The organism is Streptomyces sp. ICC1 (assembly GCF_003287935.1).
GTDB classification, from domain to species: Bacteria; Actinomycetota; Actinomycetes; order Streptomycetales; family Streptomycetaceae; genus Streptomyces; species Streptomyces tritrimontium.
In genome coordinates this window covers 5,539,758-5,565,439 of the sequence record NZ_CP030287.1, presented here as the reverse complement: position 1 = coordinate 5,565,439, position 25,682 = coordinate 5,539,758, and the positions used below count along the sequence as shown (strand labels likewise).

General features: G+C 70.3%; 26 protein-coding genes and 1 pseudogene. 19 read left to right on the top strand and 8 right to left on the bottom strand.

From position 1 onward, the window contains the following. The first annotated feature begins 58 nt into the window (after nt 1–58). Complete coding sequence (locus DRB96_RS26205) at nt 59–739, top strand: DUF4328 domain-containing protein (protein ID WP_112450670.1); 681 nt, start codon at nt 59–61, stop codon at nt 737–739. A gap of 41 nt (nt 740–780) precedes the next feature. Here DRB96_RS26205 and DRB96_RS26200 read toward each other — a convergent pair whose 3' ends face one another. After that, entirely contained in the window at nt 781–1,548 is a 768-nt protein-coding gene (locus DRB96_RS26200; RefSeq protein WP_112450669.1) for a hypothetical protein, read from the bottom strand. Nucleotides 1,549–1,724: 176 nt separating this feature from the next. On the opposite strand from DRB96_RS26200, the gene DRB96_RS26195 reads away from it, so the two are divergent. Continuing rightward, a complete protein-coding gene (locus tag DRB96_RS26195) occupies nt 1,725–2,762 on the top strand; it encodes a methyltransferase (RefSeq protein ID WP_239516213.1) in 1,038 nt (345 codons plus the stop codon). On the opposite strand, the gene DRB96_RS26190 is transcribed toward DRB96_RS26195, so the two are convergent. Further along, nucleotides 2,759–3,619 (bottom strand): helix-turn-helix transcriptional regulator, encoded by an 861-nt coding sequence (locus DRB96_RS26190; protein WP_112450668.1) that lies wholly within the window; start codon nt 3,617–3,619, stop codon nt 2,759–2,761. The genes DRB96_RS26195 and DRB96_RS26190 overlap by 4 nt on opposite strands. Before the next feature lie 150 nt (nt 3,620–3,769). Between DRB96_RS26190 and DRB96_RS26185 the strand changes: the two genes are divergently transcribed. The 4 genes from DRB96_RS26185 (at nt 3,770) to DRB96_RS26170 (ending at nt 7,446) form a co-directional block, all read left to right on the top strand. Then, nucleotides 3,770–4,549, top strand: a complete 780-nt coding sequence (locus DRB96_RS26185) for an NAD(P)H-dependent oxidoreductase (RefSeq protein WP_112450667.1) — start codon at nt 3,770–3,772, stop codon at nt 4,547–4,549. Nucleotides 4,550–4,785: 236 nt separating this feature from the next. Beyond that, on the top strand, nt 4,786–5,370 hold the full coding sequence (locus tag DRB96_RS26180; protein WP_239515973.1) for a class I SAM-dependent methyltransferase: 585 nt from the start codon (nt 4,786–4,788) through the stop codon (nt 5,368–5,370). A gap of 29 nt (nt 5,371–5,399) precedes the next feature. Further along, nucleotides 5,400–6,560: a bifunctional class I SAM-dependent methyltransferase/NUDIX hydrolase gene (locus DRB96_RS46010; protein ID WP_112453715.1), complete on the top strand. Its 1,161-nt coding sequence runs from the start codon at nt 5,400–5,402 to the stop codon at nt 6,558–6,560. Between the two features lie 64 nt (nt 6,561–6,624). Further along, nucleotides 6,625–7,446, top strand: coding sequence for a PIG-L family deacetylase (locus DRB96_RS26170; RefSeq protein ID WP_112450665.1), 822 nt, complete (start codon nt 6,625–6,627; stop codon nt 7,444–7,446). Between the two features lie 19 nt (nt 7,447–7,465). Here DRB96_RS26170 and DRB96_RS26165 read toward each other — a convergent pair whose 3' ends face one another. Further along, complete coding sequence (locus DRB96_RS26165) at nt 7,466–8,377, bottom strand: hypothetical protein (protein ID WP_162688440.1); 912 nt, start codon at nt 8,375–8,377, stop codon at nt 7,466–7,468. A gap of 256 nt (nt 8,378–8,633) precedes the next feature. After that, nucleotides 8,634–9,209: a hypothetical protein gene (locus DRB96_RS26160; protein ID WP_112450663.1), complete on the bottom strand. Its 576-nt coding sequence runs from the start codon at nt 9,207–9,209 to the stop codon at nt 8,634–8,636. Between the two features lie 277 nt (nt 9,210–9,486). On the opposite strand from DRB96_RS26160, the gene DRB96_RS26155 reads away from it, so the two are divergent. From DRB96_RS26155 to DRB96_RS26120, 8 genes are all read left to right on the top strand, one after another. Continuing rightward, nucleotides 9,487–10,146 carry a 2'-5' RNA ligase family protein gene (locus DRB96_RS26155; RefSeq protein ID WP_112450662.1) on the top strand — a complete coding sequence of 220 codons (660 nt, stop codon included), beginning with the start codon at nt 9,487–9,489 and terminating at the stop codon, nt 10,144–10,146. 130 nt (nt 10,147–10,276) lie between these two features. Then, nucleotides 10,277–11,512: a helix-turn-helix transcriptional regulator gene (locus tag DRB96_RS26150; RefSeq protein WP_112450661.1), complete on the top strand. Its 1,236-nt coding sequence runs from the start codon at nt 10,277–10,279 to the stop codon at nt 11,510–11,512. 58 nt (nt 11,513–11,570) lie between these two features. Then, nucleotides 11,571–11,978, top strand: coding sequence for a hypothetical protein (locus tag DRB96_RS26145; protein WP_162688441.1), 408 nt, complete (start codon nt 11,571–11,573; stop codon nt 11,976–11,978). Then, on the top strand, nt 11,975–12,184 hold the full coding sequence (locus DRB96_RS26140; protein ID WP_112450659.1) for a hypothetical protein: 210 nt from the start codon (nt 11,975–11,977) through the stop codon (nt 12,182–12,184). Before DRB96_RS26145 ends, DRB96_RS26140 begins: the two co-directional genes overlap by 4 nt. A gap of 88 nt (nt 12,185–12,272) precedes the next feature. Beyond that, nucleotides 12,273–13,391, top strand: coding sequence for a cyclophane-forming radical SAM peptide maturase AmcB (gene amcB / locus DRB96_RS26135; RefSeq protein WP_112450658.1), 1,119 nt, complete (start codon nt 12,273–12,275; stop codon nt 13,389–13,391). Then, the gene (gene amcA / locus DRB96_RS26130) at nt 13,369–13,587 is read left to right on the top strand and encodes a multiple cyclophane-containing RiPP AmcA (RefSeq protein ID WP_112450657.1); all 219 of its coding nucleotides are present in this window, start codon (nt 13,369–13,371) and stop codon (nt 13,585–13,587) included. The genes amcB and amcA overlap by 23 nt, the downstream gene beginning before the upstream one ends. Nucleotides 13,588–13,649: 62 nt before the next feature. Further along, nucleotides 13,650–14,324: a pentapeptide repeat-containing protein gene (locus tag DRB96_RS26125; protein WP_112450656.1), complete on the top strand. Its 675-nt coding sequence runs from the start codon at nt 13,650–13,652 to the stop codon at nt 14,322–14,324. Nucleotides 14,325–14,337: 13 nt separating this feature from the next. Further along, nucleotides 14,338–15,057 (top strand): hypothetical protein, encoded by a 720-nt coding sequence (locus tag DRB96_RS26120; RefSeq protein WP_162689095.1) that lies wholly within the window; start codon nt 14,338–14,340, stop codon nt 15,055–15,057. Nucleotides 15,058–15,572: 515 nt separating this feature from the next. On the opposite strand, the gene DRB96_RS26115 is transcribed toward DRB96_RS26120, so the two are convergent. Beyond that, a complete protein-coding gene (locus DRB96_RS26115) occupies nt 15,573–15,992 on the bottom strand; it encodes a TIGR03618 family F420-dependent PPOX class oxidoreductase (protein WP_112450654.1) in 420 nt (139 codons plus the stop codon). Between the two features lie 903 nt (nt 15,993–16,895). On the opposite strand from DRB96_RS26115, the gene DRB96_RS26110 reads away from it, so the two are divergent. Genes DRB96_RS26110 through DRB96_RS26100 form a run of 3 tightly spaced genes read left to right on the top strand, consistent with a single transcriptional unit; the run spans nt 16,896 to nt 19,551 of the window. Beyond that, complete coding sequence (locus DRB96_RS26110; RefSeq protein ID WP_239517765.1) at nt 16,896–17,240, top strand: hypothetical protein; 345 nt, start codon at nt 16,896–16,898, stop codon at nt 17,238–17,240. Further along, complete coding sequence (locus DRB96_RS26105) at nt 17,240–18,349, top strand: MAB_1171c family putative transporter (protein WP_112450652.1); 1,110 nt, start codon at nt 17,240–17,242, stop codon at nt 18,347–18,349. Before DRB96_RS26110 ends, DRB96_RS26105 begins: the two co-directional genes overlap by 1 nt. A gap of 26 nt (nt 18,350–18,375) precedes the next feature. Next, nucleotides 18,376–19,551, top strand: a complete 1,176-nt coding sequence (locus DRB96_RS26100; RefSeq protein WP_112450651.1) for an amidohydrolase family protein — start codon at nt 18,376–18,378, stop codon at nt 19,549–19,551. A gap of 38 nt (nt 19,552–19,589) precedes the next feature. Here DRB96_RS26100 and DRB96_RS26095 read toward each other — a convergent pair whose 3' ends face one another. Then, nucleotides 19,590–20,444, bottom strand: a complete 855-nt coding sequence (locus tag DRB96_RS26095; protein ID WP_112450650.1) for a helix-turn-helix transcriptional regulator — start codon at nt 20,442–20,444, stop codon at nt 19,590–19,592. 565 nt (nt 20,445–21,009) lie between these two features. On the opposite strand from DRB96_RS26095, the gene DRB96_RS26090 reads away from it, so the two are divergent. Together DRB96_RS26090 and DRB96_RS26085 are read left to right on the top strand one after the other, a co-directional pair. Further along, nucleotides 21,010–22,092 carry a hypothetical protein gene (locus tag DRB96_RS26090; protein ID WP_112450649.1) on the top strand — a complete coding sequence of 361 codons (1,083 nt, stop codon included), beginning with the start codon at nt 21,010–21,012 and terminating at the stop codon, nt 22,090–22,092. Further along, nucleotides 22,014–22,697 (top strand): annotated as a pseudogene (locus DRB96_RS26085) (ATP-binding protein); the annotation flags it as partial. The gene DRB96_RS26090 and the pseudogene DRB96_RS26085, both read left to right, overlap by 79 nt. Nucleotides 22,698–22,924: 227 nt before the next feature. Here DRB96_RS26085 and DRB96_RS44960 read toward each other — a convergent pair. Then, nucleotides 22,925–23,395: a nucleoside 2-deoxyribosyltransferase domain-containing protein gene (locus tag DRB96_RS44960; RefSeq protein WP_162688516.1), complete on the bottom strand. Its 471-nt coding sequence runs from the start codon at nt 23,393–23,395 to the stop codon at nt 22,925–22,927. Beyond that, entirely contained in the window at nt 23,392–25,431 is a 2,040-nt protein-coding gene (locus DRB96_RS26075; RefSeq protein ID WP_343234705.1) for a bifunctional diguanylate cyclase/phosphodiesterase, read from the bottom strand. Before DRB96_RS26075 ends, DRB96_RS44960 begins: the two co-directional genes overlap by 4 nt. Nucleotides 25,432–25,682 lie beyond the last annotated feature (251 nt).

The window sequence follows — 25,682 nt, the reverse complement described above, 5'->3', positions numbered from 1 at the left end:
GGCTGCCGTATGTTGGCGGGCTTCCGCATGTCAACGCACCCGTGGGGGGTCCCTCGTCATGTCCACCGGTACCGCAAGACCGTCTCCGCCCGGCGCGCCGCCGGCCCGCTCGCCGCTCCGCTCGCTGAGGGGACTGGCGACGGCCCTGACCGTACTGCTCGGCCTGTGCGCCGCGACCCGGCTGCTGGCCGCGGCCGCCGGGGTCTACCGGTACCGGGCGCTGGACAGCTTCGCGGAGGTCATGGGGCTGGGGCATTCCCGGACGCTGCTCTCGATGGCGATGAGCCTGGTCCTGCTGGCCACGATCCCGACGGCGGTGGTCTTCATCGTCTGGTTCCACCGGGTCCGGGTCAACGCCGGCGTGTACGCGCCGGGAAGCTTCCGGGGCGGCGCCGGCTGGGCGATCGGAGTCTGGTTCATCCCGGTCCTGGGCTGGACCGTCCTGCCCTGCCTGATCGCCGCGAAGGCGTGGAAGGCCAGTGCCTCGCGGCTGCCCGGCCGGGTCGCGGCGGCCTCACCCGCGCCCGTCTTCGCCTGGGCCGGCGGACTCGGCGCGGCGATGCTCGCGTCGGGCGCTGCGAGCTGGTTCGCCGACGGCGGCACGTCCCAGGGCGCACTGCGCGAAGCGGCCCTGCTCGGCGCGGGCTCCGACCTGGTCTACGCCGCGGCGGCGGGACTGGCCGTGCTCTTCGTACGCCGCCTGTCGGCCCTGCAGCCTGCCCTGCAGCCGGCCGGCTGAGCCGCGCGGCGCCGCGCCGGCGCCGCGCCGGCCCGGTCCGGTCACCGGGGCGGGGCGTCCGCCGCCTTCCGCCATGCGTCCGGGGCGTGGCGGTGGTTCACGTGGCCGGCCGCGAGTACGGTGCGCAGCGCGGCCAGGTGCGCGGTGGCGGGCGGCAGGCGCAAGGAGTCCAGGAGGGCGAGTGCGGCGGCCGGTTCGAGGTTGCCGTAGAGGTCGTGGTAGCTGCCCAGCACGGCGCGGAACACGGCCGGACGCAGCTCCGGCACCTGTGCGGCGGCCCGGTAGGCGGGCTCCTTCGTCGCCCAGGGGACCGGCCCGGAACACGCCAGCACCCGCCGGGCCCGCAGCAGCAGGCCCTCGGGGGCGTCGGCCCGGATCCGGTGCGCGTCCTGCCCGAGCACCGCGGTGAAGGCGGCGTCGGCGCTCTGGCCGTGCTCGAACCAGTCCAGCCACAGCGCGTCGGTGACCGCCTCGGGTTCCGGCCCGGCCTCCAGCCGCCGCCGGAAACCCTCCCAGAGGACCTCGACCGGCAGCGGCCCGGCCGGTCCGAGGTGTGCCCGGTGGATCGGTCGGTGCACCAGGACGTGGCTGCCGACCAGGTCCATCAGGCCGAGCGCCACCCGGACCCGGTCGGCGGGTCCGAGCCGCTCGTCCTCGAAGACCAGGAACCCCCACGTCTCGGCGATGTCGGCCGTGCTGGTGGCCTCGGCCGGTTCGCCCGGGGCATCGACGTACCACCACGCGCCGTCGCCGTCCCGGGTCAGCCCGTCCTCGGCGAGCCAGCGCAGGGCGAGCTCGGTTTCACGCATCACCCGGCGGACGATACCGGGGGCAAGGCGCCGGTCCGGGCGTCGGGCCGGGCCCCGGGCCGGGGCTGCCCCGAATTCGCCCTTGACAGTGCGGAGTCGGGAGGAAGCGGCCCCGGCGGGGCCGTCGGGCGGGGAAGCATGGACGGCACGTGCCCCCTGACCCGAGGAGTGCAGCCGTGCCCAGTCCCACCGGCGAGCCGATCCGACCGACGACCGAGCTCTTCGAACCGCCCCCGCTGCACGACGTCATGTACGGCTACATCCACTCCGCCGCGCTGCGCGCCGTGGCCGTACACCGGATCGCCGACCACCTCGCCGAAGGCCCCCGCACGGCCGAAGAGCTCGCCGCCCGCACCGGCACCCACGGGCCCTCGCTCCACCGGGTGCTGCGCCTGCTCGCGATCCGCGGGCTGTTCCGGGAGGACGAGCGGGGCGGGTTCCGGCTCACGGAGGACGGGCAGGGGCTGCGCACCGACCTGCCGGGCTCACAGCACTCCTCGGTGCTGATGATCACCGACCCGATGTTCCGCCGCTCGGCCGACGGCCTGGAGGACACCCTGGTCACCGGGCGGCCCGGCTTCACCGAAGCGTACGGGGCCACCTTCTTCGAGTACCTCGGCAAGTCCCCGGAGGACCGGGCCACCTTCGACACCGGAATGGCCACGTTCTCCGGTCCGGTCGACGAACTCGTCGCGCAGGGCTACGACTTTCCGGCCGACTCGCGGGTGGTCGACGTGGCCGGCGGCCGCGGGGGCCTGCTGCGGGCCTTCCTGGCCCGCAATCCCACGCTGACCGGGGTGCTCTTCGATCAGCCGGCCACGGTGGCCGAACACGTTCTGGATTCACCGGGGTTGGCGAACCGCTGGGAGACCGAGGGCGGCGACTTCTTCGCCGGGGTGCCGGCAGGGGGCGACTTCTACGTCCTCAAGCACATCCTGCACGACTGGAACGACGAGGACGCGCTGCGCATCCTCGGCTCGGTCCGCCGGGCGGCGTCCGCCGGCACCCGGCTCCTCGTGGTCGACACGGTCCTGCCGGAAGCCAGCGCCCCGCACCCCGGGGTGGAGCTGGACATCGTCATGCTGATGGTCCTCAGGGGCCGTGAGCGCACCGCGCGGGAGTTCGACGACCTGCTGGCCCGCGCGGGCTTCCGGGTGGACCGGGTCCTCCCCACGCCCGCCCTCCCCTCCATCGTGGAGGCCGTCGCCGTCTAAATCCGTGAGCCGCCGCGGGCCGGGGCGGTCGCCGGGGGGTGTGTGTCCCCGCTGTCCGCGCCCAGGTCCGCGAGCAGGCGCAGTCCGTCTTCGGCGGGGCTGCCGGGGGCCGCGGACAGCACCACCAGCTCCATGCCGGACGCGTCCGGCAGGGCGAAGTTCTCCTGGTGCAGTTCCAGGGGCCCGACCAGCGGGTGGCGGTACGCCTTGCGCCCGTGGGCGCGGGCGCGCACGTCCGCGCGGGCCCAGAGGCGGCGGAAGCGCTCGCTGCCCATGGCCAGCTCGCCGATGAGCGAGGCGAGCCCGGCGTCTTCGGGGTACTTGCCGGAGGCCAGGCGCAGGTGCCCGACCAGGTCGAGGGTGCACTTCTCCCAGTCCGCGTAGAGGCCGCGCTCGGCCTCCTCGAGGAAGACGTGACGGGCGGTGTTCAGGCCCGGCAGGGGCCGGCCGAAGAGGAGTCCGGCGAGGCGGTTCCCGGCGAGCACGTCCAGCCGGTGGTCCATGATCATCGCGGGGGCGCCGGTGACCAGGCCGAGGACGCGCAGCACCTCCGGCCGGACCCTCCCGCCCGGCGCCTTCGCGGGGCGGCGGCGCTGCCGGGCGAGCCGGCCGAGGTGCCCGCGCTCGGTGTCGTCGAGGCCGAGGACGCGGGCGAGCGCGTCGAGGACCTGCTCGGAGGGCTGGGTCGCGCGGCCCTGCTCCAGGCGTACGTAGTAGTCGACGCTGACCCCGGACAGGTGCGCGACCTCCTCGCGGCGCAGCCCTTCGACTCGGCGGCGGCTGTCGGCGGGGATGCCGACGGCCGCCGGGTCGACCCGGGAGCGCCGGGTCCGGAGGAAGCCCGCAAGATCGTCCATGTCCCCAGTATGGCCACGCCGGTGCCCGCGGAGGCGGCCGCGAAGGTGGCCCTGCCAATACCAGGAAGTCCGGACCGGTGGAAGAGCCGCCCCTGAATGCCGGGCGCCGCGGCGGCCAGGATCGAAGGCATCCGATCCGGAGGAGTTCCCATGAAGACGCTCATCGTCTACGCCCACCCCGAGCCGAAGTCGCTCAACGGCTCGCTGAAGGACCTCGCGGTGTCCACCTTGGAGGCCGCCGGGCACGAGGTTCGGGTGAGCGACCTGTACGCGATGAACTGGAAGGCGGTCGTGGACGCGGAGGACTACGGCCCCGCCGCCTCGAGCCCGCTGAAGGTGGCCCTGGACTCGGGCCGGGCCTTGGGTGCCGGGACGCTCACCCCGGACGTCCTCGCCGAGCAGGAGAAGCTGCTGTGGGCGGACACGGTCATCTTCCAGTTCCCGATGTGGTGGTACTCGATGCCCGCGATCCTCAAGGGCTGGGTGGACCGGGTGTTCACCCACCGCTTCGCGTACGGCGTCGGCGAGCACAGCGGCACCAAGTACGGCGAGCGCTTCGGCGAAGGCACCCTCGCGGGCAGGAGGGCCCTGCTGTCGGTGACGGCCGGCGGCCCAGAGCCGCACTACGCCGCCCGCGGGATCAACGGCCCCATCGACGACCTGCTGTTCCCGATCCACCACGGCATCCTCTACTACCCGGGCATCGAGGCCCTGCCGCCGTTCGTGCTGTACGGCACCGACCGGATGGGCGCCGAGGAGTACGCGGACGTCGCGAAGGCCTGGGAGCAGCGCCTGCTCACCCTGGAGTCGACCGAGCCGATCGCGTTCCGGCGGCAGAACTTCGGTGACTACGAGATGCCCTCGCTGCACCTGAAGGAGGGACTGGAGCCCACGGGCCGCACGGGCTTCGGTCTGCACGTGCGCGGCTAGTACGTGCAAGGCCGGTACGCGCACGGCTGGTGCGTGCACGGCCGGTACGTGCACGGCCGGTACGTGCACGGCCGGTACGGCCGCCGCCCCCGCCGGGTCGTGCCGGGGCCGCCGTGAGCTCCGCCACACGGTCCGGCGGGCCGGGGTGCGGGCGAGTTCATGCCTAGTCTCGTGGGCTCGGAGATTGGTATAAGAGACAGGCGCCCAGCCCTGCCCTCCGCCCGCGAAGGATGTCCGTGACAACGACCTCGACCTCGACCGCCGCGTACTGGGACCCCCACTGGGCCCAAGGCCGCCGCTACCGACAGCTCGACGACGCCGAGACCCGGCTGATGGACCAGCGCCTGGGACCCGGCCGGGGGCGACCGGCCCTCGACATCGGCTGCGGCGACGGCACCCTGACCCGCCACCTCCACCACCAGCGGGGCTATCAGACCACCGGGATCGACTGCTCCCCCAGTGCCCTCGCCCTCGCCGCTGCCCAGGACTCCCCGGAGATGCCCGGACCGCTGTGGAGATGCGTCGACGTCGGGGCGGACGACCTGACCTGTCTGCCGGATCCCGCGTACGCGGTCATCACCTGCCGCCTGGTCTACCGGTGGCTCGACGACAAGGCCGCCTTCGTCAACCGAGTCCGCCGCCTCCTGGTACCCGGCGGAACCTTCTGGGTCGTCGCCGAGATCACCGGCCGCCGGGAGAACAACGACCCGCTCCAAAGCCTCGGCATCAGCCCGGCCGAGGCCGAGATCCTCACCGCGGGCTGGTCCGTCGTCCGCACACACGACCTTGACGTACTCCGCTGCTACGCCCTGCACCCCTGACCCACCCCACCCTGCTGGAGGACATGCTGATGGACATCGAGAACCAGACCGTCGAAACCTGGACCACCTACGGGGCGCACCAGCTCACCGTCCGCCCGGACCTGCCGGAGATCGAGCGGTGGGACTGGGGCGTCACCGACACCGGGCCCGGCATCGAGAGCCTCGGGGACGTGGCAGGGCTCCGCATCCTCGACCTCGGCAGCGGAGTGGGCCGGCACGCCGCCCGCCTGGCCGCCCTGGGCGCCGACGTCACCGGCGTGGACGCCTCCCCCACCCAGCACGAGCGCGCCGTCACCCGGTACCCGACCACTCCCGGGCTCCGCTTCGTGTGCGCCGACGCCGTCGCCCACCTACGGGACGCAGCCCCGTACGACCTCATCTACTCCGTCAACGGCCTGCCCTTCCTGGACCCCAACCGGCTCTTGCCCGCGCTGGGCAATGCCCTGAAGCCCGGTGGGCGCCTCCTGTTCTCTGCACTGCACACCAACTCCGCTGGGGCCGGACCCTCCACGGCCGCCACCCCACGCCCAGAGATCCTGCGACTGCCCGGCACCGACCAGACCCACCCCGTCCACATGTGGGTCCTGACCACCCAGCTGTGGGAAGACCTCCTGGTCGAGCACGGCCTCACCCTGGAGAAGGCCACGGCGATCGACGCGCCGCAGCCGGACAACCAGGCCTCCTACCGGCTGTACGAGGCCCGGCGGCCACAGAGGGTGCCGAGCCGCCAGCGCACCAGCACTCCACCGCCTCCGCGCGCGGTCGTGGGGGTCGGCGTGATCATCCACGGTCCGGATGGTGTCCTCCTAGGCCAACACCAGGGTGGGACCTTCGAAATGCCGGGTGGATCCGTTGAGCCCGGCGAGACCTTCGCCGAGGCCGCCGTACGCGAACTCCACGAGGAGGCCGGCCTCGTGGCCGATGTCGCCGACACCGTCGTGCTGGGCACCCTCCTGGACCGGGTGGGTGACATCGTCCGGGTGACAGTGCCCGTCCTGGTCACCCGGTGGTCCGGCGTACCGCTGCAGCGCGAAGAGACCATCGGAGCCTGGAGGTTCTGGCCCCGGGACGCGCTGCCGCAGCCTCTGTTCGTGCCGAGCGCTCAGTGCCTGACCGCGTGGAATCCGAGCCTCCCGCTCGACCATCCAGCCGCGGCCGCCTTCCACCCCTCCGGCCCCGGGACTGCATAACCGGATTCTTCCCGCCCGTGTCAGACCCACGCCGAGTCACACGTTCCAGAAGGGTTCTACGCCCATGAACTCACCGCCCGCCCTGTGGCAGCCGTCCCTCCTCGGGGTCTTCGCCCACCCCGACGACGAGTCACTCCTCGCCGGCGGCGTGCTCGCGCAGCACGCCGCAGCCGGTGCCGACACCGCGGTCGTCACCGCGACCTGGTCCCCGGACAGTCACCGGGCCGCCGAACTCGCCGACGCACTGAAGGTTCTGGGCGCCGGCGAGCCCCGGATGCTCGGCTACGCCGACGCCCGCATCCCCGACTCCGCACCCGGCCGGCCGAGGCTGTGTGACGCCCCCATCGACGAGGTCGTGGGGATGCTCGTCGGACACATCCGCGCCGTAAGGCCACAGCTGGTGTTGACCCATGACGCCTACGGCCAGTTGACCGGCCACCCCGACCACATCCGCACCCATCAAGCGGCCGTCCTGGCCTTCCACGCAGCAGGCCTGGAACACCAGTACCCGGAGGCGGGCGCCCCGTGGCAGCCTGCCGCCCTGTACGCGGCCACCCACCCCGACTCGGGGGTGGGCGAGCTGGGCGCGCTGTTGTCGCGGGTCGGGAAGGAGGTGCTGTCGGTACCGGACGGACACATCACGGCAACCGTCGATGTGAGCGGCTTCCTCACCGAAAAGTGGGCGGCCATTCTCTCCCACCGCAGCGAGGTGGCCCGCGAGCGCCCTCTGCCCGGGATCCTCGCCCGCCTCCCCGCAGACGTACGGGAGTCGATCATCTCCACGGAGTACTACATCCGTCTGAGCGCCTACCCTCCGCATCTCGGCCAGCGCGAGCCGAGCCTGGGCGCCGAGGACTGGCCGGTGGTGCACCACCGGCCCCTCTGAGTCAGGTCGGGCCGAGGGATCATGAGGGGCGATCCACCAGGCGCCGCAGCCGATCGAGGACGCCTTCACGTCCGAAGAGCTCGGGCTGGGGACGGAGGAACACGTTGATCTCCTCCGGGTCGCTGTCCCGGGGCAGCGTCGTAGACGCGATCCGCAGCTCTTGAACCTGGAAGGTGCCAGCTGCGGATGGGAGGGCACCAGTGGTGCGTGCAAACGCCAACCGTGCCCGGACGGCGTCCAGCTCCCAATCTCTCGACTCGTGCCCCTGGCTGCACACCTGGATCGCCTCGGGGCCGTCCACACGCAGAGCGACGATCTCGCAGCCCTGGGCGCAGGAGAGGCGTCTGACGCTGCTGCCCGTCACGACCTGGATCCGCTGGGACTCCAGGAGGAGGGGGGCAGAGGCGATCTCCGGGACAGTAGCCGCGTCGCGGGCCTTCGCCGGGTATTCGGCGAAGACCTCGGCAAGGCGCTGGGCGGCGGCACGCATCGGGGACGGACCGGGCACTGGGGGCTCGATATCGTCGGCCAGCGCGCTCCCGCGGATGCGGTCGCCGTACCGGTCACAGATCTCTCGGAAGATGCTCCATAGCGGCATGCTCTTGTGGGCGCGAGTGTCGTAGCCCTGCCCCGTCGCCGTGAGCGCCTCGTCGATCTCCCCAATGATCCCCGGCTCACGGTCGGCGGGGCCGGAGAACGCCGCGCGAAGATCACTGAGGGCCACCTCCTGGGGAGGCCGTCCAGCGTACGTTCGGGAGTACAGGACGAAGGACAGAGCACGCAGGTCCCAACTGCCTTGATGAATTGGATAGTTGATTCCGACCAAAAGTCGCGCTGCTTCGTGGACCGCAGCCCCCCAGGTGGCCGGCGCCGAGGAAGGGAGCAGGAGGCTCATCTCCAGGTCAAGGCAGGGACTCGCGTTGTCAGACATGGGCCTCATCTTGCCGGGCCCCCGGTGTGGGCCGCAGGCATCCACAAACATCCGGCCCAACTGCGAGGAATGATCAGATAGAGAGCTTCTTCGACCTCATCGCCCGGATTTCCGTGGCGACCGCGAGAAGCCCTTCGCCGACGGAACCGCAAGAGGGGAAATCGGTCCACGAGTCTCCAGCAGCGCGCTTCATCTGACTCGCAGCTGTGCGAAGCCAATACCCCCGTAGCCCTCCGGGGGCTAGGTCACCGATCGTTCACTCACCGGGCCCCGGTGCCGTGGGCTTGGCTGGTGCTCCGAAGCGCTCCATGACGAGCTGGTCCGGTTCCTGTACGAGTTCCTTGATCCGTTGGAAGTCGTGGCCATGGAACCACTCGAAGATGCGGCCGCCGATGAGGTGTCCGTTCAGGACGAAGTGCAGGCTCTCAAGGATGTACGCCTCCTGCCCGAAGACCTCCTTCCTCGTTCCCAGGGGCTCCGAGACCCACCCGTCAACGAGAGCGAAGCCGAGGTTGCGCGCCTGGATCTCGTACGCGTTGAACTGCCGCTCGGGGTTGCTGGTGGTTCCGACCTTCACCACAGGGCGGAGGCCTTGGAATCCCAGGACGTAAAGTCGGCCGCCCTCGCGCTCCGGGTCTGGCAGCTCCCTGCGCAGCCGCTCCCTGACCAGGTAGGACGTCAGGACGATTTCCTCGTGTTTGTGCCCCCACGGCGGCACGGCGCCGGCCCGCAGATCGGCTATGGCCTTGGCGCGTGCCGCCTCGGTGTCAGTTCCCTCGGCCCACTGCGCCATGAGGGCGTCGTGGAAGCCCTTTCTCTGCATGCGTGGCATGCCACCAGCGTCGCAGCCGGCACTGACAGTCGATCATCTTCGCTGATCGGTGACCGCCTTGCTGGAGAAGGCGGCGCGTCTCAGCGAGCCGTCGGCCCGCACCCCCAAGCAGTGCTCCACCTTCGGGCTTGGCCCCTTGGTCGTGCCGGGGTCTGGCGCACCAGGTCGATACCCACGTGGGTGATTCCGGCCATTACGGCAGGAGCCACCGCACCGGGCACGGCGGCCGATAGGTTCCCTGTTGGGGAGTGCAAGCCACGAAGTAGCTGGAGGTCTCATGCGCCGGTTCACGCCCAAGTTCGGTGGCGGGGAGCAGTGGGTCGAAGGGATGGGAGTCCTCCACGTCTACGTACTGCCTCGCTCCGGCATGGACGAGGACCTGCTGGCCCTGGCCCACGCCTGCCGCCCCGTGCTGATGGACCACCCCATCGATCCTGCCTGCCCGGCTCAGGCCGGTGACCCCGGAACCCTGCACCTCACCGTGGAGATGATCGCCGACACGGCCTCCGCCGGCATCAGCGCAGCCGGGCGGCGGGACCTAATCGCTGCCCTGCGCAAGGAACTCGCCACGGTGGCTCCCTTCGACACCGAGGTGGGACCGCCCATCGGCAACGTCGCTGGCGCGGTACTCGACGTGTGGCCCGACGAGGAATTCATCGCCTTGACGGAACGCGTACGTTCCGCGATCCGCACTACCCGGGGAGCCGCGGCCTTGCAGCACAACGGCGGGCGGCCACACATGTCCCTCGGCTACTCCTACGACTCCGCCGACTCCGACACCCTCAACAGCACTCTCCGCAACACCATCACCCCCCGTCGCGCCTCGCTGCGAGTCGATGCCGTCCACCTGCTGAACGTCCGCTACGACATCGCACCGGATACCGGAGGCTGGCGCATGACCTGGGAGTCCCTCGCGGAGATCCCGCTCGCCGGCTGACACCAAACGGGTGTTCTGCGCATCCCGATACAGCTTCTCGCGGTGTGGGATCCCTTGGCCAAAGGCCGCCTCGTACCGTGTCTCGGCGGTACCTTCGCGTCAGAGGCGGTCGCAGATCGGGGTGGTGGGTGTGAGCGGGTACATCGAGGAGCAGGAGCGGATCGGGCAGCGGGTCCGGCGTCAGAGGCTTTCCGTCGGGATGACCCAGGCCGATCTCGCAGCCGCGCTCGGCCGGACGCAGGGCTGGGTATCGAAGCTGGAGAAGGGCCGGATCGAGCTGGACCGGGCCGGGCTGATCAACGCCGTGGCCGCCGCACTGCACTGCCATCCGAACACTCTGATCGAGCGACCGTACACGGGGGGCGGGGCCGAGACGAAGTGGCAGGTGTCCGCCGCCTCCATCCTGCGCGAGCTGCGCCGGTACGACCTGGCGCCCGTCTTCGACGGGACCCCGCGCCCCTCCGAGGTGCTGTGGCACGACATGAAGCGCCTGCTCCGCCTGCGCGACGCCGCGGCGAACGGTGCAGTGCTGAGCGAGCTCCCGGACATGCTGCGGGAAGCCCGCGCCCTCGCCGAGGCGTCCACCGGCCACGAGCGCGAAGAGGCCTACGCGATCTACGCGGTGGCCTGCAAGTTCGCCCACACCGCCGCCCACGCTCTCGGCCATCCTGAGTTGGTCGCGATGGCCTGCGAGCGGGCCACGTGGTCCGCGCAGCTCTCCGGAGACCCGGTGATGCCCGCCATGGCTCTGTGGATGCGGATGTGGGACACCTGGGCCTCCGCCGACTGGAACGACGCGCTCGCCCTCGGGGACAAGGCCCTCGCCGGCATCGAGGCCGAGTACGAGGCCGGCGACCCTCTCGCTCTGCGGATGTGGGGCGCCCTGCACTTGCGGGCCGCGATCTCGTACGCGCGCGGCGGGAACGTGGCCGGATCCGACGAGCGCCTGGCCCTGGCGCGTACGGCGGGCGAGCGGGTCAATGCCTACGTCGGGCCGGAGATCCACGACCGGCACTCGGTGACGTTCAGCCTCGGCAACGTGATCATCCACAGTGTCAGCGCGGCCCTGGAGATGAGCGACCAGACGAAGGCCCTTCGCCTGAACCGGGAGGCAGACCCCGCACACATCGCGGTCCTTCCCAACTCCCGCCTCGGCCACCACCACATGGACCTCGCCCGCGCGTGGCTCTGGGACGGCAACCGCGATCAGGCCCTGACCGAGCTGGAGGCCGCTGAGCGCATCGCCCCGCAGCTGGTCCGCAACCATCCCGTCGCGCGGGCAACGTTGCGTAAGATCATCTATGCCGAGCGGGTAGCTACCCGCCAGCGGCTACGCGGCATGACCAGCCGCTTTTCCCTGGACTGACCTGCGGGTATTCCACGGAATCATATTCACCTGTAGCGGGCCACCTACGGTCCGCAACATGACCTCTACGCGTCGCACTGACCATGACCGCGTACGACGACAGCAGCCTGACGATCCCGACCCTCGCTGGCCCCTGCGCGGAGACCTCGCGTACGACACCGCCACCTCTCGCACGGGCGTGGTCATAGACGTCCCTGAGGACACGGGAACCACGGTCTACCGCCTGTGCCCCGAGGGCGGAGGCGAGGACGGCTGGACCGCCTCGCTCACCACCCTCATGCCAGCCGAGGACGTGCCCGCCCGGCTCTCCGCCGGGACGACGGACAGCGCGGTGCGGCACCAGCCCGAGTACGCGCCGTGGGACGACCCGTTCGACATCCCCGACCCCAGCCCCTCCCTGCAAGCCCGCGCCGAGCGCGGCCTGGAGCGGTTCCTGCGGGACGCCGCCGCGGACGGCACGGCGTGAGCCGGCGCCCGGCATGGCTCTTCGAGGGCGCCCGGATCTACGACCCCTCCAAGGACTGCGAAGCGGTCGTGCAGTTCGTCGGCGAGTGGAACGACCCCCGGACCCATCGCATCGTCCCCGACGCCGTGTTCCTGCGGCCCGAAGGGGGCGGCGCCGAGTGGGTCGTCACCGACCACCAGGCCCTCCGTCAGGCCGACGCCCGCTGAAGCTCGCGTGACTGCCCGCCCGGAACCCCGGCCTGCACGATCCCTCCGGGCGGGGCCGCACCACTCGAACCCGATCGAGAGGAGCACCATGCACAGTGCGTTACGGCTCGCGACCCGACCCCGGTCCGTGATCATGCAGCCGACGACGAAATGCCTCCCCATGGACTGCACGTACTGCTACCTGCCGTTCCGCAAGATGAGTCACCTGATGCCGGTCGAGGTCGCGGAGGCGGTGGCCAAGCCGGTCAACGCCTGGGCGGCCGACGATCCGGCCTTCGAGGTCGTCTGGCACGGCGGAGAGCCCCTCGCCACGGGCCGCACCCACCTGGCCGCACTCATGGCCCCTTTCAAGGGCGTCAAGCACAGCGTCCAGACGAACGCGGCGTTGGTGGATGACGCGTGGTGCGAGTTCCTGCTGGAGCACCAGGTGCGCGTCGGCGTCAGCATCGATGGGCCCGAGGACATGAACACCCACCGGGTCACCCTTGCCGGCCACCCCGGGTTCCGCGTCACCATGCGGGGCATCGAGCGCCTGCGCCACCACGGCATCCCGGTCTCCGCCATCGCGGTTGTCTCCGACCCCGACCCCGAGAACGCGGCCCGCTTCTACGAGTTCTTCGCCGACCTGGGCGTCACCACCCTCGGCGTCAACGTCGAAGAGGAAGAGGGAGTCAACCGCGGGGCCAAGGGCCCCGACCCCGTGCGCGCGACCGAGTTCTGGGCCGCCCTCGCAGACGCCTGGCGGGCCAACCCGGCAATCCGGCTACGGGAGATCCAGCGGGTCCTCAACTTCGCCGGCGCCGTCCTCGGCGGCCACGCCACGCCCCCCACGCCGGCTTCAGCCCCCTGGGATCCGATGCCCACCATCGCCTATGACGGCGGGGTGGTCCTGCTCTCTCCCGAGCTGGCCGGCTTCACCGACACCCGGTTCGGTGACTTCACCACCGGCAACGTCCTGAAAGACGGCCTGGACGTCCTCGTGGCCGAGGCCGAAGCACGCACGCCCTGGATCACCGAGTTCTGGCAGGGCGTGGACGCGTGCCGCGCCGCCTGTCCCTCCTTTGCCTTCTGCGGGGGCGCCCATGCCGCGAACCGGTACTTCGAGCACGACGGCCGGTTCGACGGGACCAGGACCCAGTACTGCACCACCGCCAAAATCGCCCTACTCGAAGGAGTCACGCGACATGTCCGTACACACGCCCACTGACGCCGCCTCGCTCGTGATGGACTTGGCGGAGGGATTCGAATCCCTCCTGGAGGCCGCCGGCACCTCGGCCGTCGCCCGCTGGGAGAACACCCCCGCCCTGCCCCTCGCCACGTTCGACAACCGCCCCACCTGGGACAACCCAACCCCGGCCTTCGACAACCGGCCCACCTGGGACGACTGGAGCAAGAGCAAGTAGCCCCACCACGTACCGGGGCGGTCCTGCCACAGCGCGGGGCCGCCCCAACGACAAGGAGCACCATGGCCACCCGCGCCTTCGGCCGCACCACGATCACCCTGCCCGAGCTGGACGAGCCCGGCCTCTACCTGAGCAACGTCGACAGCCTCAACAGCACCCGCGGCACCGTCCAGGACTTCGCCTACGGCGCCGCCAGCCTGCGCTCACTCGACCTCGCGGAGACCCACCTCATCACCGGTCGGATCACCGGCATCCACGCACAGCGCACCGAGCTGGAGTCGGTCAACCTCCACGGCGTCGAGATCACCGGGAGCGACCTCGGCTCGGCACGCTGGGCCGAGAGCAAGCTGACCCGCGTCCACGTCCGCGACACCAAGCTGATGGGCGCCGCCCTGGACGGCCTAGTCCTCGATGACGTCCTGTTCGAAGGCTGCAAGTTCGACTACGCCACCTTCGACAGGGTGCGCGCCACCGGCCCCGTCGCCTTCATCGGCTGCGTCCTCACCGAGGCCACGTTCACCGACTGCGACCTGTCCGACGTCGTGTTCTCCGACTGCCAGTTCAGGCTCACCGAGTTCCGAGCCGGCCGCTACCGAGGCGCTGACCTGCGCGAGAACGACCTCTCCCAGATCCGCGGCGTCGCCAACCTCGCGAAGGTACGCATCGACGCCGGTCAGCAGACCCACCTCGCCGAGGCCCTCGTGAACGAACTCGACATCACCATCGGTGACGACTGACCGGGAGGACCCCGTGCCCCTGCACATCGCCTTCCGCGACCCAGCCGCGCTCCGTGCCCGCTGCGAGGTCTCCACCGTCCGCACCACCCGCCCCGAGGAGACCAGCCACGAACCTGGTGCGGTCGTCCCCACCGGGCAGTGGCGCCCCATGGCCGATGCAGACATCAGGGCAGTCACCGCGCCGCGCCGACCCCTGGACAGCACCCTGGTGGAGATCGTCCAGCCCTCGTACCGGGGAGGACTCCCGCTCGAAGACCTGCCTCGCTCCCTGGGCGATCCGGACGCGGTGTACCTCGGCCAGGCCCTCGCCAAGCCCGACATGATCACTACCACCGAGAACTACGCGACCGGTCGGCTGCTCGGGCTCCACCTCGACAACTGGGACAAACTCCCGTACGCCGAGAAGCACACCGGGCGCCGGAGGCTCTGTCTCAACCTTGGCCCCGGCACTCGATACATCATCCTCGGCAACATCGACGCTCAAGCAGTGTGCCGGGCCGTTCACCCGGCCGATTCCACCCAACGCTATCCCCACACGGACGACTACCGCTCCTACGTCGCAAGCGGCCGGTCCATTCGCGTCTTCCGGATCCGCCTCGCTCCCGGCGAGGGCTATGTGGCCCCCACCGAGTACCTGCTGCACGACGGCTCCACCGAAGCCGAGAACCATCCCTCGGCCGCCGCGTTCTGGCTCGGACGGTGGCCCTGCGGCATCCTGCCATCGCTGGCCTGACCCTGGGTGACCAGGAGGGACGTACCGCCGTGCAGACCGGGCGGATGTGGGGCGCCGGAGGTAGGCATCCCTCCCGGTGCGGGTTCGCTCCGGGCTGACGACTACAGCGCCAATACACCTCACTCGAACAGGTGTTGAATGTTGACCCGGCGTTGTCTCGGCGGGGCTGTCGATACCGTGGAACGCTTCGGCGAAGGACGGGAACGTGCACGTACCCATCGGACATCCGCTGGCCTACGCCGACTGAGGTAGCACCAGACCGACCGGGGCGGACGCGGCGAACACCCACCCGCCGCAAGGGGATCGCGAACTGCCTGCATCTCGACTTCGCATCAGGAATCTTGAGCTGATTGCGTGACCAAGTAGCCCTAGAAACCGCGGATTCCACAGATCGCCCCCACGAATCGACCCCTGTCGCAAATCTCAAGCAGCGCCGCACGACCGGAGATCCAAGAAATCCCGCCAGGAAAATGGGGGGGAACGCCACCTCCACGTAGGGGGAAGCGACGCGGGCCTCACGGACGGGATGGAATCTCCAGCAGCCCCATGGCGCGCACAGGGGTTATCTCTACCAGCACGCGCTCAGGGTCTGGAGCGGGGCGGCGACCGTATCGATCCGCATAGCGATCGACAGCGTTCGCAACCTCATCTTCTGCAGTTCGAACTTCGGCTACACCCTCGATGGTCAGCCATCTCGGACCCGCTACCTGCGATATCGCGACTCTCGCCTCTCCCGGAAGCGCGGCAAGGATGTTGGCGATTTTCACGCTGCTCTTTCGCGTGATGACACGCGCGACGCCCGCGTCGTGGTCGTAAGTCACACCAACGGGCACTACATGCGGAGTTCCATCAGAACGCAACGTGGTCAGCGTGGCCAAGTGGTATTCAGACCAGAAGCCAGCGAAGGCTTCGGTTTCGGTGATCGCGGTAGCCATGACGTCAGGTTAATTCACTTCCACATTCATGTGGATGCGACCTGTGTCACGCAATTCGAGATCACCACAAAGGTTCCACTATGCCCGAATCGCACCGTTTCAACAGCAGGCCCCGGGAGTGCCCTGTTTCGGATTCATAACGAATCCACTGGTGCACACTTTCCGCGAACCTGCCAAGCCATCCGTCAAATAACGGCAGGTCAGATAGGTTTCACTACGGCATGCTCCATGGGATTCGATGATCGAATAGGCGTTTTCGATCTTGCCTGGCTTTTCGGGTCCTATTGCCCTCCCCGAAGCCGGTGATCAATCCACTCCAGAGATGACGTACGGTTCGATCAAGCAGGTGGAATCACGGGTTCAGCAGGGCCTTCTTCCGTGACCTCCACCGGCCAGGCCATGCGGAGATGCGTCTTCCGCAGAACCCCGAGCACGAGCCCAGCGGAGTCGCTGGGTGGAGAGGCTCGCAGGGCGCAGGGGTACCGCTTGACCGGCGGCGAACCCCGCCCCTCAGACAGCAGGACAAAACCGAGCCGTACCCCCACTGCTGTGGCGTCCGCCTCGGATATCGAACATACAAGCGATAGCACCGGTGTCGATCGCCACGCCTGCGGGTGTGGCGGACGACCACTGGCTGACGAGGGACCTATGTGGTGGCGAACCGGGGACACACGTCCCCACAGCAACACCGATCGCCAGGTGCGGCCCTGGCCTCTGCGCCGACCAGGGGCCTTCACCCTTGCAGGGCGAGCGGACCGCGTGGCGGACAGGCAGCTTCGTAAGCGGATCCGCCTGGAGCTCCAAGAGCTCGGCGTGCAGCCCCCGCTGCGCATCGACGAGCTTCGGAGCGCGCTGGCAGCCCAGCGCGATCGACCCATTCTGATTCGACGCGTTCCGCTACCGATGCCGGGGCCCGTGGGGTTCTGGCTCGACCTCCCGGACGCCGACGTCATCGTCGTCCAGGAGCGCACGACCCAGCTCCACCAGGACCACATCATCCTGCACGAGCTGTGTCACCTAAAGGCCGACGGACCACAGGCCTCCCCCTGGGGAGACCTCACCCCAGGGTTTGGACTGGAGGGCGGGCGGTGCTCGTACCTCGACAAGGAGGAGTGTCAGGTGGAGAAGGCGGCCACGATCATCATGGAGTGGGCGTCCGTCCTGGAGCAGGTCGGTCCTCCGCCGGCCGCCGATCCGGCCGTGCGCAGCGTGAACCTGGCCCTGGGTGACCGGCAGGGGTGGCTGTGATGACGATCCTGTTCCTCCTCGTCCTCACCGCCGCCGTTGCGTGGAAGGTCTACCAGCTCACGAAGGCACCCCGGGATGGCGCCCTACGCTCCGTCACCCTGTGCCTCGTGTGCGCGGCCCTGTCCTATCCGGTGGCGATGCCGGGCGGAGCCAGTGGCGTGGACACCGTCGCCGGCCACGGCGCGGCCAAGCTCATCCAGAACATCCTGCTGCTCGGCACGGTGTACTTCCTGATGTGCTTCTACCTCTACTCATCGGCCGACCGGACAACGAGTAGGCGTCGGGCACGTCGCGAGGCGCTCCTCGTACTCGGGGTCGCGGCCGTTCTCATCATCTCGGCCACGACGGTGCCCCACGAGGTGTTCGCCGGATCCTTCTCGACCGCGGACATGACGATCACCCAGCTCGCCGCGTTCTACGGCGTCGCCGGCCTGTACTTGACCTACGCCCTGGGCGCCGCAGGCATCTGGACGGTCCGCTACGCCCGGCTTTCACCGCGTCCGCACTCCACCGGCCTCTGGATCACCGCGGTCGGGCTGCTGGCCATGGCCGCGGCCTGTGCTGTCCGCGCGGTCTTCGTGGCAACCCGGTGGCAGGGCGGCACCGTGCCGAAGGGACTGATGTCCGTCGTCGCGATGCTGCTGGTCCTGTCCATCCTCCTCTTCGTCGTCGGCGTTTCGTACTCCGGCGCCCGCAGCCGCCTGTCGGCTCTGCGGGTGTGGCGGCAGCACCGCCGCGGGTACCGGCGCCTCGAACCCCTCTGGGTGCTCTTGTCCGACCGGTTCCCCGAGACCGTCCTCGGCTCGCGGGCGACTGTGCTCGAAACCTGGGGTGTGCGTGGCGTGCACCGCCTCTACCACCGCCGCGTGGTCGAGTGTCGAGACGGGCTGGTCCGTATCAGCCCCCTCATGGGCGACCTGACGACGGAGGACCTCCTGGCCATGGACGCGACCATCCTGGCCAACCGGCTCCGCTCGGCAGCGGCCGCAGACGTCCACGGGTCCGAGGAAGCCCAGCCGGTGATTCCGCTGGCCGTGCCCGAGATCGACAGCGCCGGTGCTGACGCCGCCCACCTGTTCGCCCTCTCCGACGCCCTCCGCGCCGCCTGACCACCCTTCACGGAAAGAGAATCCCGATGCTGATCACAGCTGGCCGCATCCTCACCGGAGACGCCGACGTAACCGACGGCGCTGTACTCGTCCGGGACGGCATCATCACGGCCGTCGGCCTGCGCGCCGACATCGAAGCCCAGGCAGGCAGCGACGAGCCGCGCCAGGACTTCCCGGACTCCACCCTGCTGCCCGGCCTCATCGACGCCCACGTCCACTTGGTCTTCGACGCCGGCGCGGACCCCGTGGCCACCATGCAGGAAGCCAGCGACGAGGACCTGCTGGAGGGGATGCGCAAGCGCGCCGACCAGCTGCTGGCCACCGGCGTCACCACGGCCCGCGACCTCGGCGACCGCGGAGGCCTCGCGCTGCGCCTCGCCCAGGAAATCGCCGCCGGCACCGCGACGGGTCCCCGCATCATCGGAGCCGGTGCCCCCGTCACTCCGCCCGGAGGACACTGCTGGTTCCTCGGAGGCGAGGTCTCCAACGCCGACGAGGCCCGCGCCCTCGTGCGCCGCAACGTCGCCGACGGTGCCAAGGTCGTCAAGGTCATGGCCGGTGGCGGCGGACTCACCAAGGGCGGGGCCCCCAGCTGGAAGAGCCAGTTCGGCGCAGACGAGCTCGCCGTCGTAGTCGAAGAGGCCCACCAGGCTGGCCTGAAGGTGGCCGCGCACGCGCACGGCACCGATGCCATCACCGACGCGGTGGCCTCCGGTGTCGACACCATCGAGCACTGCACCTGGATGACCGAGGACGGCTTCGACCTCCGCGAGGACGTCCTGGCACAGATCGTCGAGAAGGGGATCTACGTCTGCCCGGCCGTGAGCCCGCACTGGCGGATGCTCCCCCGCTTCTTCGGCGAGGAGAAGGCCGCCGCCATGTTCGCGCTCGTGCAGCGGATGGCCGAGGCAGGAGCCCGTCTGATCGCTGGCACCGACGCCGGCGTCCAGCGCGCCGGATTCGACGGGATCGTGGGCGCCCTCGGGTTTTACGAGCACCTCGGCGTCTCCCGCGACCGAATCCTGGCCATGGCCACCACCGAGGCTGCGGCGGCCCTCGGCGTAGGTGACCAGACCGGCCGCATCGCCCCCGGCTACAGCGCCGACCTCCTCCTGGTCGACGGCAACCCGCTCGAAGAGCTGTCCGCCCTGAGCGCGGTACGTGCCGTCTTCACCAACGGCCGCCAGCACCAGGCCGCTTAGACGCAGGGAACTACCAAGCGGGGCTTTGCCCGGCGCCGTCAGGCGCTGGGCAGGCCCCGCTCTTCGATTTCCGCGACGATGTTGTTGATCAGGGCCATGACTTCGGTGGGCAGCCCCTCGGGCCCCATCTGTCGCCCCTTCAAACCGCGGATCTTGCCGGCCTGCACGTTCGCGAGCAGGGTCAGCCCTTCGGCGACCTGCCTCTTGACCACATCGCGGCTCCGGAAGAAGAGGGCGCTGACTCCGAAGGCAGCCGACAGTCCCTCCAGCACCGGTGGGGACGCCTCGGTCACCACGCCGTTCCGCAGGTCCGCAACTCCGGCCGCAGAGAGCACCTGGGCTCCCACGTAGGCGTTGACCGCGCGCGCGATCTGCGCATCCGAGGGTGGCGTGCTGCCGTCGTCCGGGTTCTCCAGGAGATACCGCATCTTCTCGGCCAGGCTCGTGGGAACCTCGGGGTGAGGCTCCGGCACCTCGATCCCGAACGAGCGCTCCTGCGCTGCCATCAGCTGCTCGACACTCACGCCGTACGCCTTGGCCAGCGGTTCAACAAAGACACCCGAGAGCCGCCGCTTGGCCCGCTCCGCGTTCGCCACAGGGCCAGCGGACTTGGTGCCCAGGAGCCCCGGCACCTCGTTCTGGAAGAACCCGGCATCGGCCCTCAGGTCCGCCAAGGTCGGCAGGCCATCACGCGGGAACAGGTCTCCGAGCGGCTGGCCCAGCGCACGAGCGAGAGCGGGGAGCCTCTCCGGATCCGGATGACTCGTACCCCTCTCCCACGCGGTCACGCTGGTTCCCTGGACTCCCACCACGGTCGCCAAAGCCTCCTGCGTCAGCTCGGCAGAGCGACGGAGCGCGCGTACACGCTGTCCATCGAAGATACGTGCCGGCATGCCCCTCCTCCCTTCGATCCCGTCCTGGGTTCACTGTATTCAGGAAACCTAGTTTTAGCCACTTGTGCGGTTCGCCGAACGCGGATAACTTCGACTCAACGAACGGTACCGGCCGCCGGCCAGGTCGCCTAGTCCCGTGACTGTCTTGTCATCCGGGAGATCGGCGCTGGTCAGGATGCATGTCGTGACCTGTGAGGAGTTCTAGAGCAATGTCTAGGTATTCCGGCTGGTTCTACGTATGTTCGTCGTCGCTCGCCGGTCACCAGGCCCGGCAGAGGACTTGGAGGGGGGACTGGATGCGCAGCGGATGGACCTTACGGGCTGGCTGAGCCCAGAAACAGCGACGGCGCCCGAGAGCGGGAACTCTCAGACGCCGGACGCTTCTGGCAGCACGACCGCCCACGAATGAGCGGACAGCCACCCAACATCGCCGAACCGGACCTTCTCACGGGCACACCGGTACGGCGGGTCACACCAGAGGAGAGTGTCGCATGGCGACCGCCGCGCGCAAAAGACCGGAGCATACGGCCGACCCCGCAACCCGCCAGCAGGGGGGTGCTGCCTGATGGCCCGCATCCGAACTATCAAGCCCGAGATGTTCTGGTCGGAAGACCTCGCTTCGTGCGATGTCACCGCGATGGTGACCTTCGCCGGACTGCTCACCCAGGCCGATGACAGCGGACGGTTCCTCGCCCATCCGGCGATCATCGCCGGATTCGTGTGGGCACTGCGTATCGAGCACACGCCTGCCCATGTGGCCAGGGACCTCGACCAGCTGGCCGCCGCCGGCATCATCTGCCGCTACACCGGGTGCGACGACAAGGACTACCTGCACTTCGTGAAGTGGGAGAAGCACCAGAAGATCGACCGGCCCTCCGCGTCGCGCATGCCCCGATGCCCCGTGCACCAGGCCGACCGGCTGTGCAGCGAGTGCGGCAGCGCGGCCTGCCCTGCCTCCCCCTCGCCCGCCAGGGCGTCGGCGCCGACCACGGCCGCCGGGCTTTCCGGTAGCGCCTCGCAGGATTCGACGAATACTCGTCGAGTACTCGATCAGCCGGTTTCGCCCGATTCCGCGCCTGCGGCGGAGCCAGACCCCGCACCCGCCGGCGTCGGCACCGCACCGCGATCCGCTCCGGAGCCCCGGCAGGAGACGCTTTCCGACCTCTCCGGTAAAACCGCAGGTCAGGCGGGTTTCGACGAGGGCTCGACACAAATGCGCGAGGGCTCGTCGTCTGGATCTAGGATCTTGGATCCTGGATCTGTACCTACGGGGCGCCAGGCGCCAGCGGCTGGCAGCGTCTCGGAGAAGGTGTCCGCCAAGGACCTGGTGGCCGAGTACGTAAAGGACTGCCGGCAGAAGCCTCCGAGTGACATACGAGGACTGCTCGGCCGGAAGATCAAGATGCTCCTCGACGAGGACTTCGCGCCCAGCGACATCCGCGCCGCCATGGGCCTGCTGCGTGACAAGGGCCTGCATCCCAGCGTGCTGCCCAGCCTGGTGAACCAGGTCGTCAACGCCTCACCGCAGCACGCAGGCTCTCCGTCATCGTCCGCCTCCGGCGCGGGGCCATGGGCCAGCACCGGATCCGCCTACAGGCCCTACTTCAACCCGGCGCCCGCGCCCACCACGTTCGGAGGAAGCCTGTGAGCCGCTACCGTCTCGCCGACCCGCAGCCCGCCGTCTCCGACCGCCTGCAGGCCCGACTCGCCGCCCAACTCGCCGCCCGCGGCATCGATGCCACCACTCCGGCCCTACCGGACACCCCGGAGCCGATCCCGGCTCTGGAGGCAGCGCAGCGGCGGATCCCGGCCGACTACCGGGACGCATTCGCAGACCACCCGGCGGTCATGACCTGGGTGCGGACCATCGCCGAGAGGGCGACCGCGCCGAACGCCGATGATCACAACCCCCACTGGGGCAGCGGCGGGCGCCGTGTGATCGCCGGCGGGCCTTCGCTGCTGCTGTGGGGCAACACCGGCGCGGGCAAGACCCGCCAGGCATACGGGGCGATCCGCTCGCTCACCGCCGCGGGGTGCGCGGTCCGCTGGCACGCCATCAAGGCCGTCGATCTCTTCGGACAGATGCGCCAGCGCAGTGGCGTGGACGTCGAATGGCTCCTGCGCGACATCGCCCGGGTGCCGCTGCTGCTCCTGGACGACCTCGGCGCCGGCAAGTCGTCCGAGTGGAACGAGGAAATCACCTTCCGGCTGCTGGCCTGGCGCGGTGAGCACCACCTCCCCACCCTGGTCACCACCAACCTCGCGCCCGTACCCCCCGCGGATACGGCCCCGCCCCGGCCTCTGCTGCGCGACAAGGTCGGCGACCGGATCCTCTCCCGCCTGTCCGGGATGTGCACCGGAGTCGAGTTCGACGGCCCGGACCACCGCGCATACGATGTCGTGCCTAGTCTCATGGGCTCGGAGATGTGTATGAGGTACAGCCCTTCCACCGTTCCCCGGGTTTCCCCGCGGGGCAGCTGTCAGGTCAGGCCGGCCAGGAGGGTGCGGGCCGCGGCCAGGGTTTCGGCCAGGGTTCCGTGGACCGGGAGGTCCGGGCGGGCCAGGGCGAGCTGGGTGACGACGTCCGCTCGACGCGGGTAGCCCGGGTCGGCGCCCACGACCAGGCGGCGCCCCGGCACGGCCGCGGCGAAGCCGAGTTCGTACAAGGTGATCGGCTGGACCGTCAGCGACGGATCGCACTCCGGGAACCAGAACAGCGTCACGTCGGCCCGCCGCAGATGCGCGTACTCCCACGCGATCTGCACGTCCGTCTGCGACGGGTCTGACACGTCGAACTCCGCCCGGCGGGGGTTGAGGACGACGAAGTCGGCCAGCGCCCGCGCCGCCGCCGCCTGCCACGGCGGGCAGTGCGTGATCCCGCCCGCCAGGAACACCGACGGCGCGTCGCCCGGCGCGGGCCGGTAGTCCGCCGGTGCCTCGACGTACCTCACTGCGCCTGCGCGGCCGCGGCCTCCGCCGCCAGCTCCGCGGTGATGTCCGCGGGCCGCCGCCAGCCGCGCTCGCCGCGGGCCAGCAGCCAGGCCGTGGCCTCCTGCGGGGGCATCGCGGCGGCGACCAGCCAGCCCTGGACGGCGTCGCAGCCCAGATCGCGCAGCCGCTCCCACGTCTCGTCGTCCTCGACGCCCTCCGCGACGACCAGCAGGCCCAGCGAGTGCGCGAGGTCCACCGTGCAGCGGACGATCTCCGCGTCCTGCGGGTCCACCGCGAGCCGGGCCACGAACGACCGGTCGATCTTGAGTTCGCTGACCGGCAGCCTGCGCAGGTGGACGAGGGAGGAGTAGCCCGTGCCGAAGTCGTCCAGGGACATCTTCACGCCGTGGCCGGTCAGACCGGCCATCGTGTCGGCGGCCCGCTGCGGGTCCTCCAGCAGGACGTGTTCCGTTATCTCCAGTTGGAGACCGCTCGCCGGGACCCCGTGCCGGGCGAGCCGCGCGGCCACCGCGCCGGCGAAGCCGGGGGTGTGGACGTCGCGCGGCGAGACGTTGACGGCGACCGGGACCTTGAGGCCCTGGGCCCGCCACCGGGCGACCTGCGCGAGCGCGGTCTCCAGTACGTACTCCGTCAGGTGCGGCATCAGCCCGGAGGTCTCGGCGATGGCGATGAACTCGTCCGGGGAGACCCGCCCGCGCTCCGGGTGCACCCAGCGCACCAGCGCCTCGAGGCCGGCCACGTGTCCGTCGAAGCGGACCTTCGGCTGGTAGTGCAGCTCCACCTCGCCGGCGTCGAGCGCCCTGCGCAGGTCGCCCAGCAGGCCGAGCCGGTCGGGGGTGTTGCTGTCGCGCTTGGACTCGTAGACCTCCACGCCCGTCCGGTCCCGCTTCGCCTGGTACATGGCGACGTCGGCGCGGCGCAGCAGCCCCTCCGCGTCCAGCGCGTGGTCGGGGAAGACGGCGAGGCCGGCGCTGGCCTCCAGGACCAGGGTCAGGCCGTCGAGGTCGAGGGGTGAGCTGAGCTCGGCGACCAGGTTGCGGGCTACCCGCTGGGCGCTGGTGGTGGAATCGGCGATGGGCAGCAGGACGGCGAACTCGTCGCCGCCGAGCCGGGCCGCCTCGGCGTCCTCGGGCAGGGCCTGGCGGAGCCGGTCCGCGATCTGCAGGAGCAGGCGGTCGCCGGCGAGGTGGCCGAGGGTGTCGTTGACGGCGCGGAAGCGGTCCAGGTCGATCAGGACCAGCGCGGAGCGGGTGCCCAAACGTTCAGCCTGGTCGAGCGCGCTCCATGTCCGCTCCAGCAGCCACTGCCGGTTCGGCAGCCCGGTCAGCGGGTCCCGCAGTTGCTCCTCGGCCCGCGCGCGGGCGATCCACAGCGTGGAGTCCAGGGCGATCAGCGGTACGGCGAACAGCGGCAGCAGCACGGGCTGTGCTTCGGCGACCACGCAGATCAGCGGTGCGATGCCCAGGAGGGCGACGGCCACCAGCGCTTGGCGCACGAGCGCGGTGCGGGCGACGGTGGGCAGTCCCCCGCCGCGCGGGGCGAGCGAGAACCACAGCAGGACGCGGGTGACGAGCAGGTACGCAACGGCCACCAGGATGACTTCGGGGATCGCGTCGGCGCCCCAGCCGGCGGGCGTCCACGGGTGTTCGACGGACGGGGACTCGCCGAAGGCGGCGAGCACCAGGGCGCCCGCGCCGATGCCGAGGATGTCGGTGGAGCCGTGCAGCAGGCCCTGGCGCCAGCGGTGCCGGCGGGCGGCGCCGACGAGGGAGACCACGGCCAGCGAGACCAGTCCCGCCGAGACCCATCCGTAGAGGATGAGGACGCCGAGGGTCAGGGCCGCGCCCGATCCGGTGCCGCCCCACCACCGGTCGCGGCCGAGGGCGACGAGGTGGCCGACGATGATGCCGGTGAGCAGCGCGAGCGCCCAGCCCACCGAGCCGCCGGGGAACAGGGCGTGACGGCTGGTCAGTGCGGTGACGACGCCGGCCGCGAGCACCGCGACGGCGAGACCCACGACGGCGAAGGGCAGCACGAGGTGCCGCCGGTCCGCTCCGCCCGCTCCGGTGTCGAGCGGTCGGGATTCCGGTGTCCTGGATCCCAGGACACCGAGCCGGCCCGTTCGCGGGGACCGGATCTCCCCGCCGAAATCTCGTGACGGGTCGGCGCTTTCGGTGGGTTTCATGCCCGTCCCTCTCACAGCCGGCGATGCCGATGCCACGCGATGGCCCCGATGTCATGCCATCACGACTGGAGGCGCATCAAGCAGCCGTGCACGACAGGCGC

Excerpts from the sequence above, each read along its gene's own strand:
- DRB96_RS26205 (WP_112450670.1), top strand. The coding sequence starts at position 59 with ATGTCCACCGGTACCGCAAGACCGTCTCCGCCCGGCGCGCCGCCGGCC.
- DRB96_RS26200 (WP_112450669.1), bottom strand. The coding sequence starts at position 1,548 with ATGCGTGAAACCGAGCTCGCCCTGCGCTGGCTCGCCGAGGACGGGCTG.
- DRB96_RS26190 (WP_112450668.1), bottom strand. The coding sequence starts at position 3,619 with ATGGACGATCTTGCGGGCTTCCTCCGGACCCGGCGCTCCCGGGTCGAC.
- DRB96_RS26185 (WP_112450667.1), top strand. The coding sequence starts at position 3,770 with ATGAAGACGCTCATCGTCTACGCCCACCCCGAGCCGAAGTCGCTCAAC.
- DRB96_RS46010 (WP_112453715.1), top strand. The coding sequence starts at position 5,400 with ATGGACATCGAGAACCAGACCGTCGAAACCTGGACCACCTACGGGGCG.
- DRB96_RS26170 (WP_112450665.1), top strand. The coding sequence starts at position 6,625 with ATGAACTCACCGCCCGCCCTGTGGCAGCCGTCCCTCCTCGGGGTCTTC.
- DRB96_RS26165 (WP_162688440.1), bottom strand. The coding sequence starts at position 8,377 with ATGTCTGACAACGCGAGTCCCTGCCTTGACCTGGAGATGAGCCTCCTG.
- DRB96_RS26160 (WP_112450663.1), bottom strand. The coding sequence starts at position 9,209 with ATGCCACGCATGCAGAGAAAGGGCTTCCACGACGCCCTCATGGCGCAG.
- DRB96_RS26155 (WP_112450662.1), top strand. The coding sequence starts at position 9,487 with ATGCGCCGGTTCACGCCCAAGTTCGGTGGCGGGGAGCAGTGGGTCGAA.
- DRB96_RS26145 (WP_162688441.1), top strand. The coding sequence starts at position 11,571 with ATGACCTCTACGCGTCGCACTGACCATGACCGCGTACGACGACAGCAG.
- amcB (WP_112450658.1), top strand. The coding sequence starts at position 12,273 with ATGCACAGTGCGTTACGGCTCGCGACCCGACCCCGGTCCGTGATCATG.
- amcA (WP_112450657.1), top strand. The coding sequence starts at position 13,369 with ATGTCCGTACACACGCCCACTGACGCCGCCTCGCTCGTGATGGACTTG.
- DRB96_RS26125 (WP_112450656.1), top strand. The coding sequence starts at position 13,650 with ATGGCCACCCGCGCCTTCGGCCGCACCACGATCACCCTGCCCGAGCTG.
- DRB96_RS26115 (WP_112450654.1), bottom strand. The coding sequence starts at position 15,992 with ATGGCTACCGCGATCACCGAAACCGAAGCCTTCGCTGGCTTCTGGTCT.
- DRB96_RS26110 (WP_239517765.1), top strand. The coding sequence starts at position 16,896 with ATGCCGGGGCCCGTGGGGTTCTGGCTCGACCTCCCGGACGCCGACGTC.
- DRB96_RS26105 (WP_112450652.1), top strand. The coding sequence starts at position 17,240 with ATGACGATCCTGTTCCTCCTCGTCCTCACCGCCGCCGTTGCGTGGAAG.
- DRB96_RS26100 (WP_112450651.1), top strand. The coding sequence starts at position 18,376 with ATGCTGATCACAGCTGGCCGCATCCTCACCGGAGACGCCGACGTAACC.
- DRB96_RS26095 (WP_112450650.1), bottom strand. The coding sequence starts at position 20,444 with ATGCCGGCACGTATCTTCGATGGACAGCGTGTACGCGCGCTCCGTCGC.
- DRB96_RS26090 (WP_112450649.1), top strand. The coding sequence starts at position 21,010 with ATGGCCCGCATCCGAACTATCAAGCCCGAGATGTTCTGGTCGGAAGAC.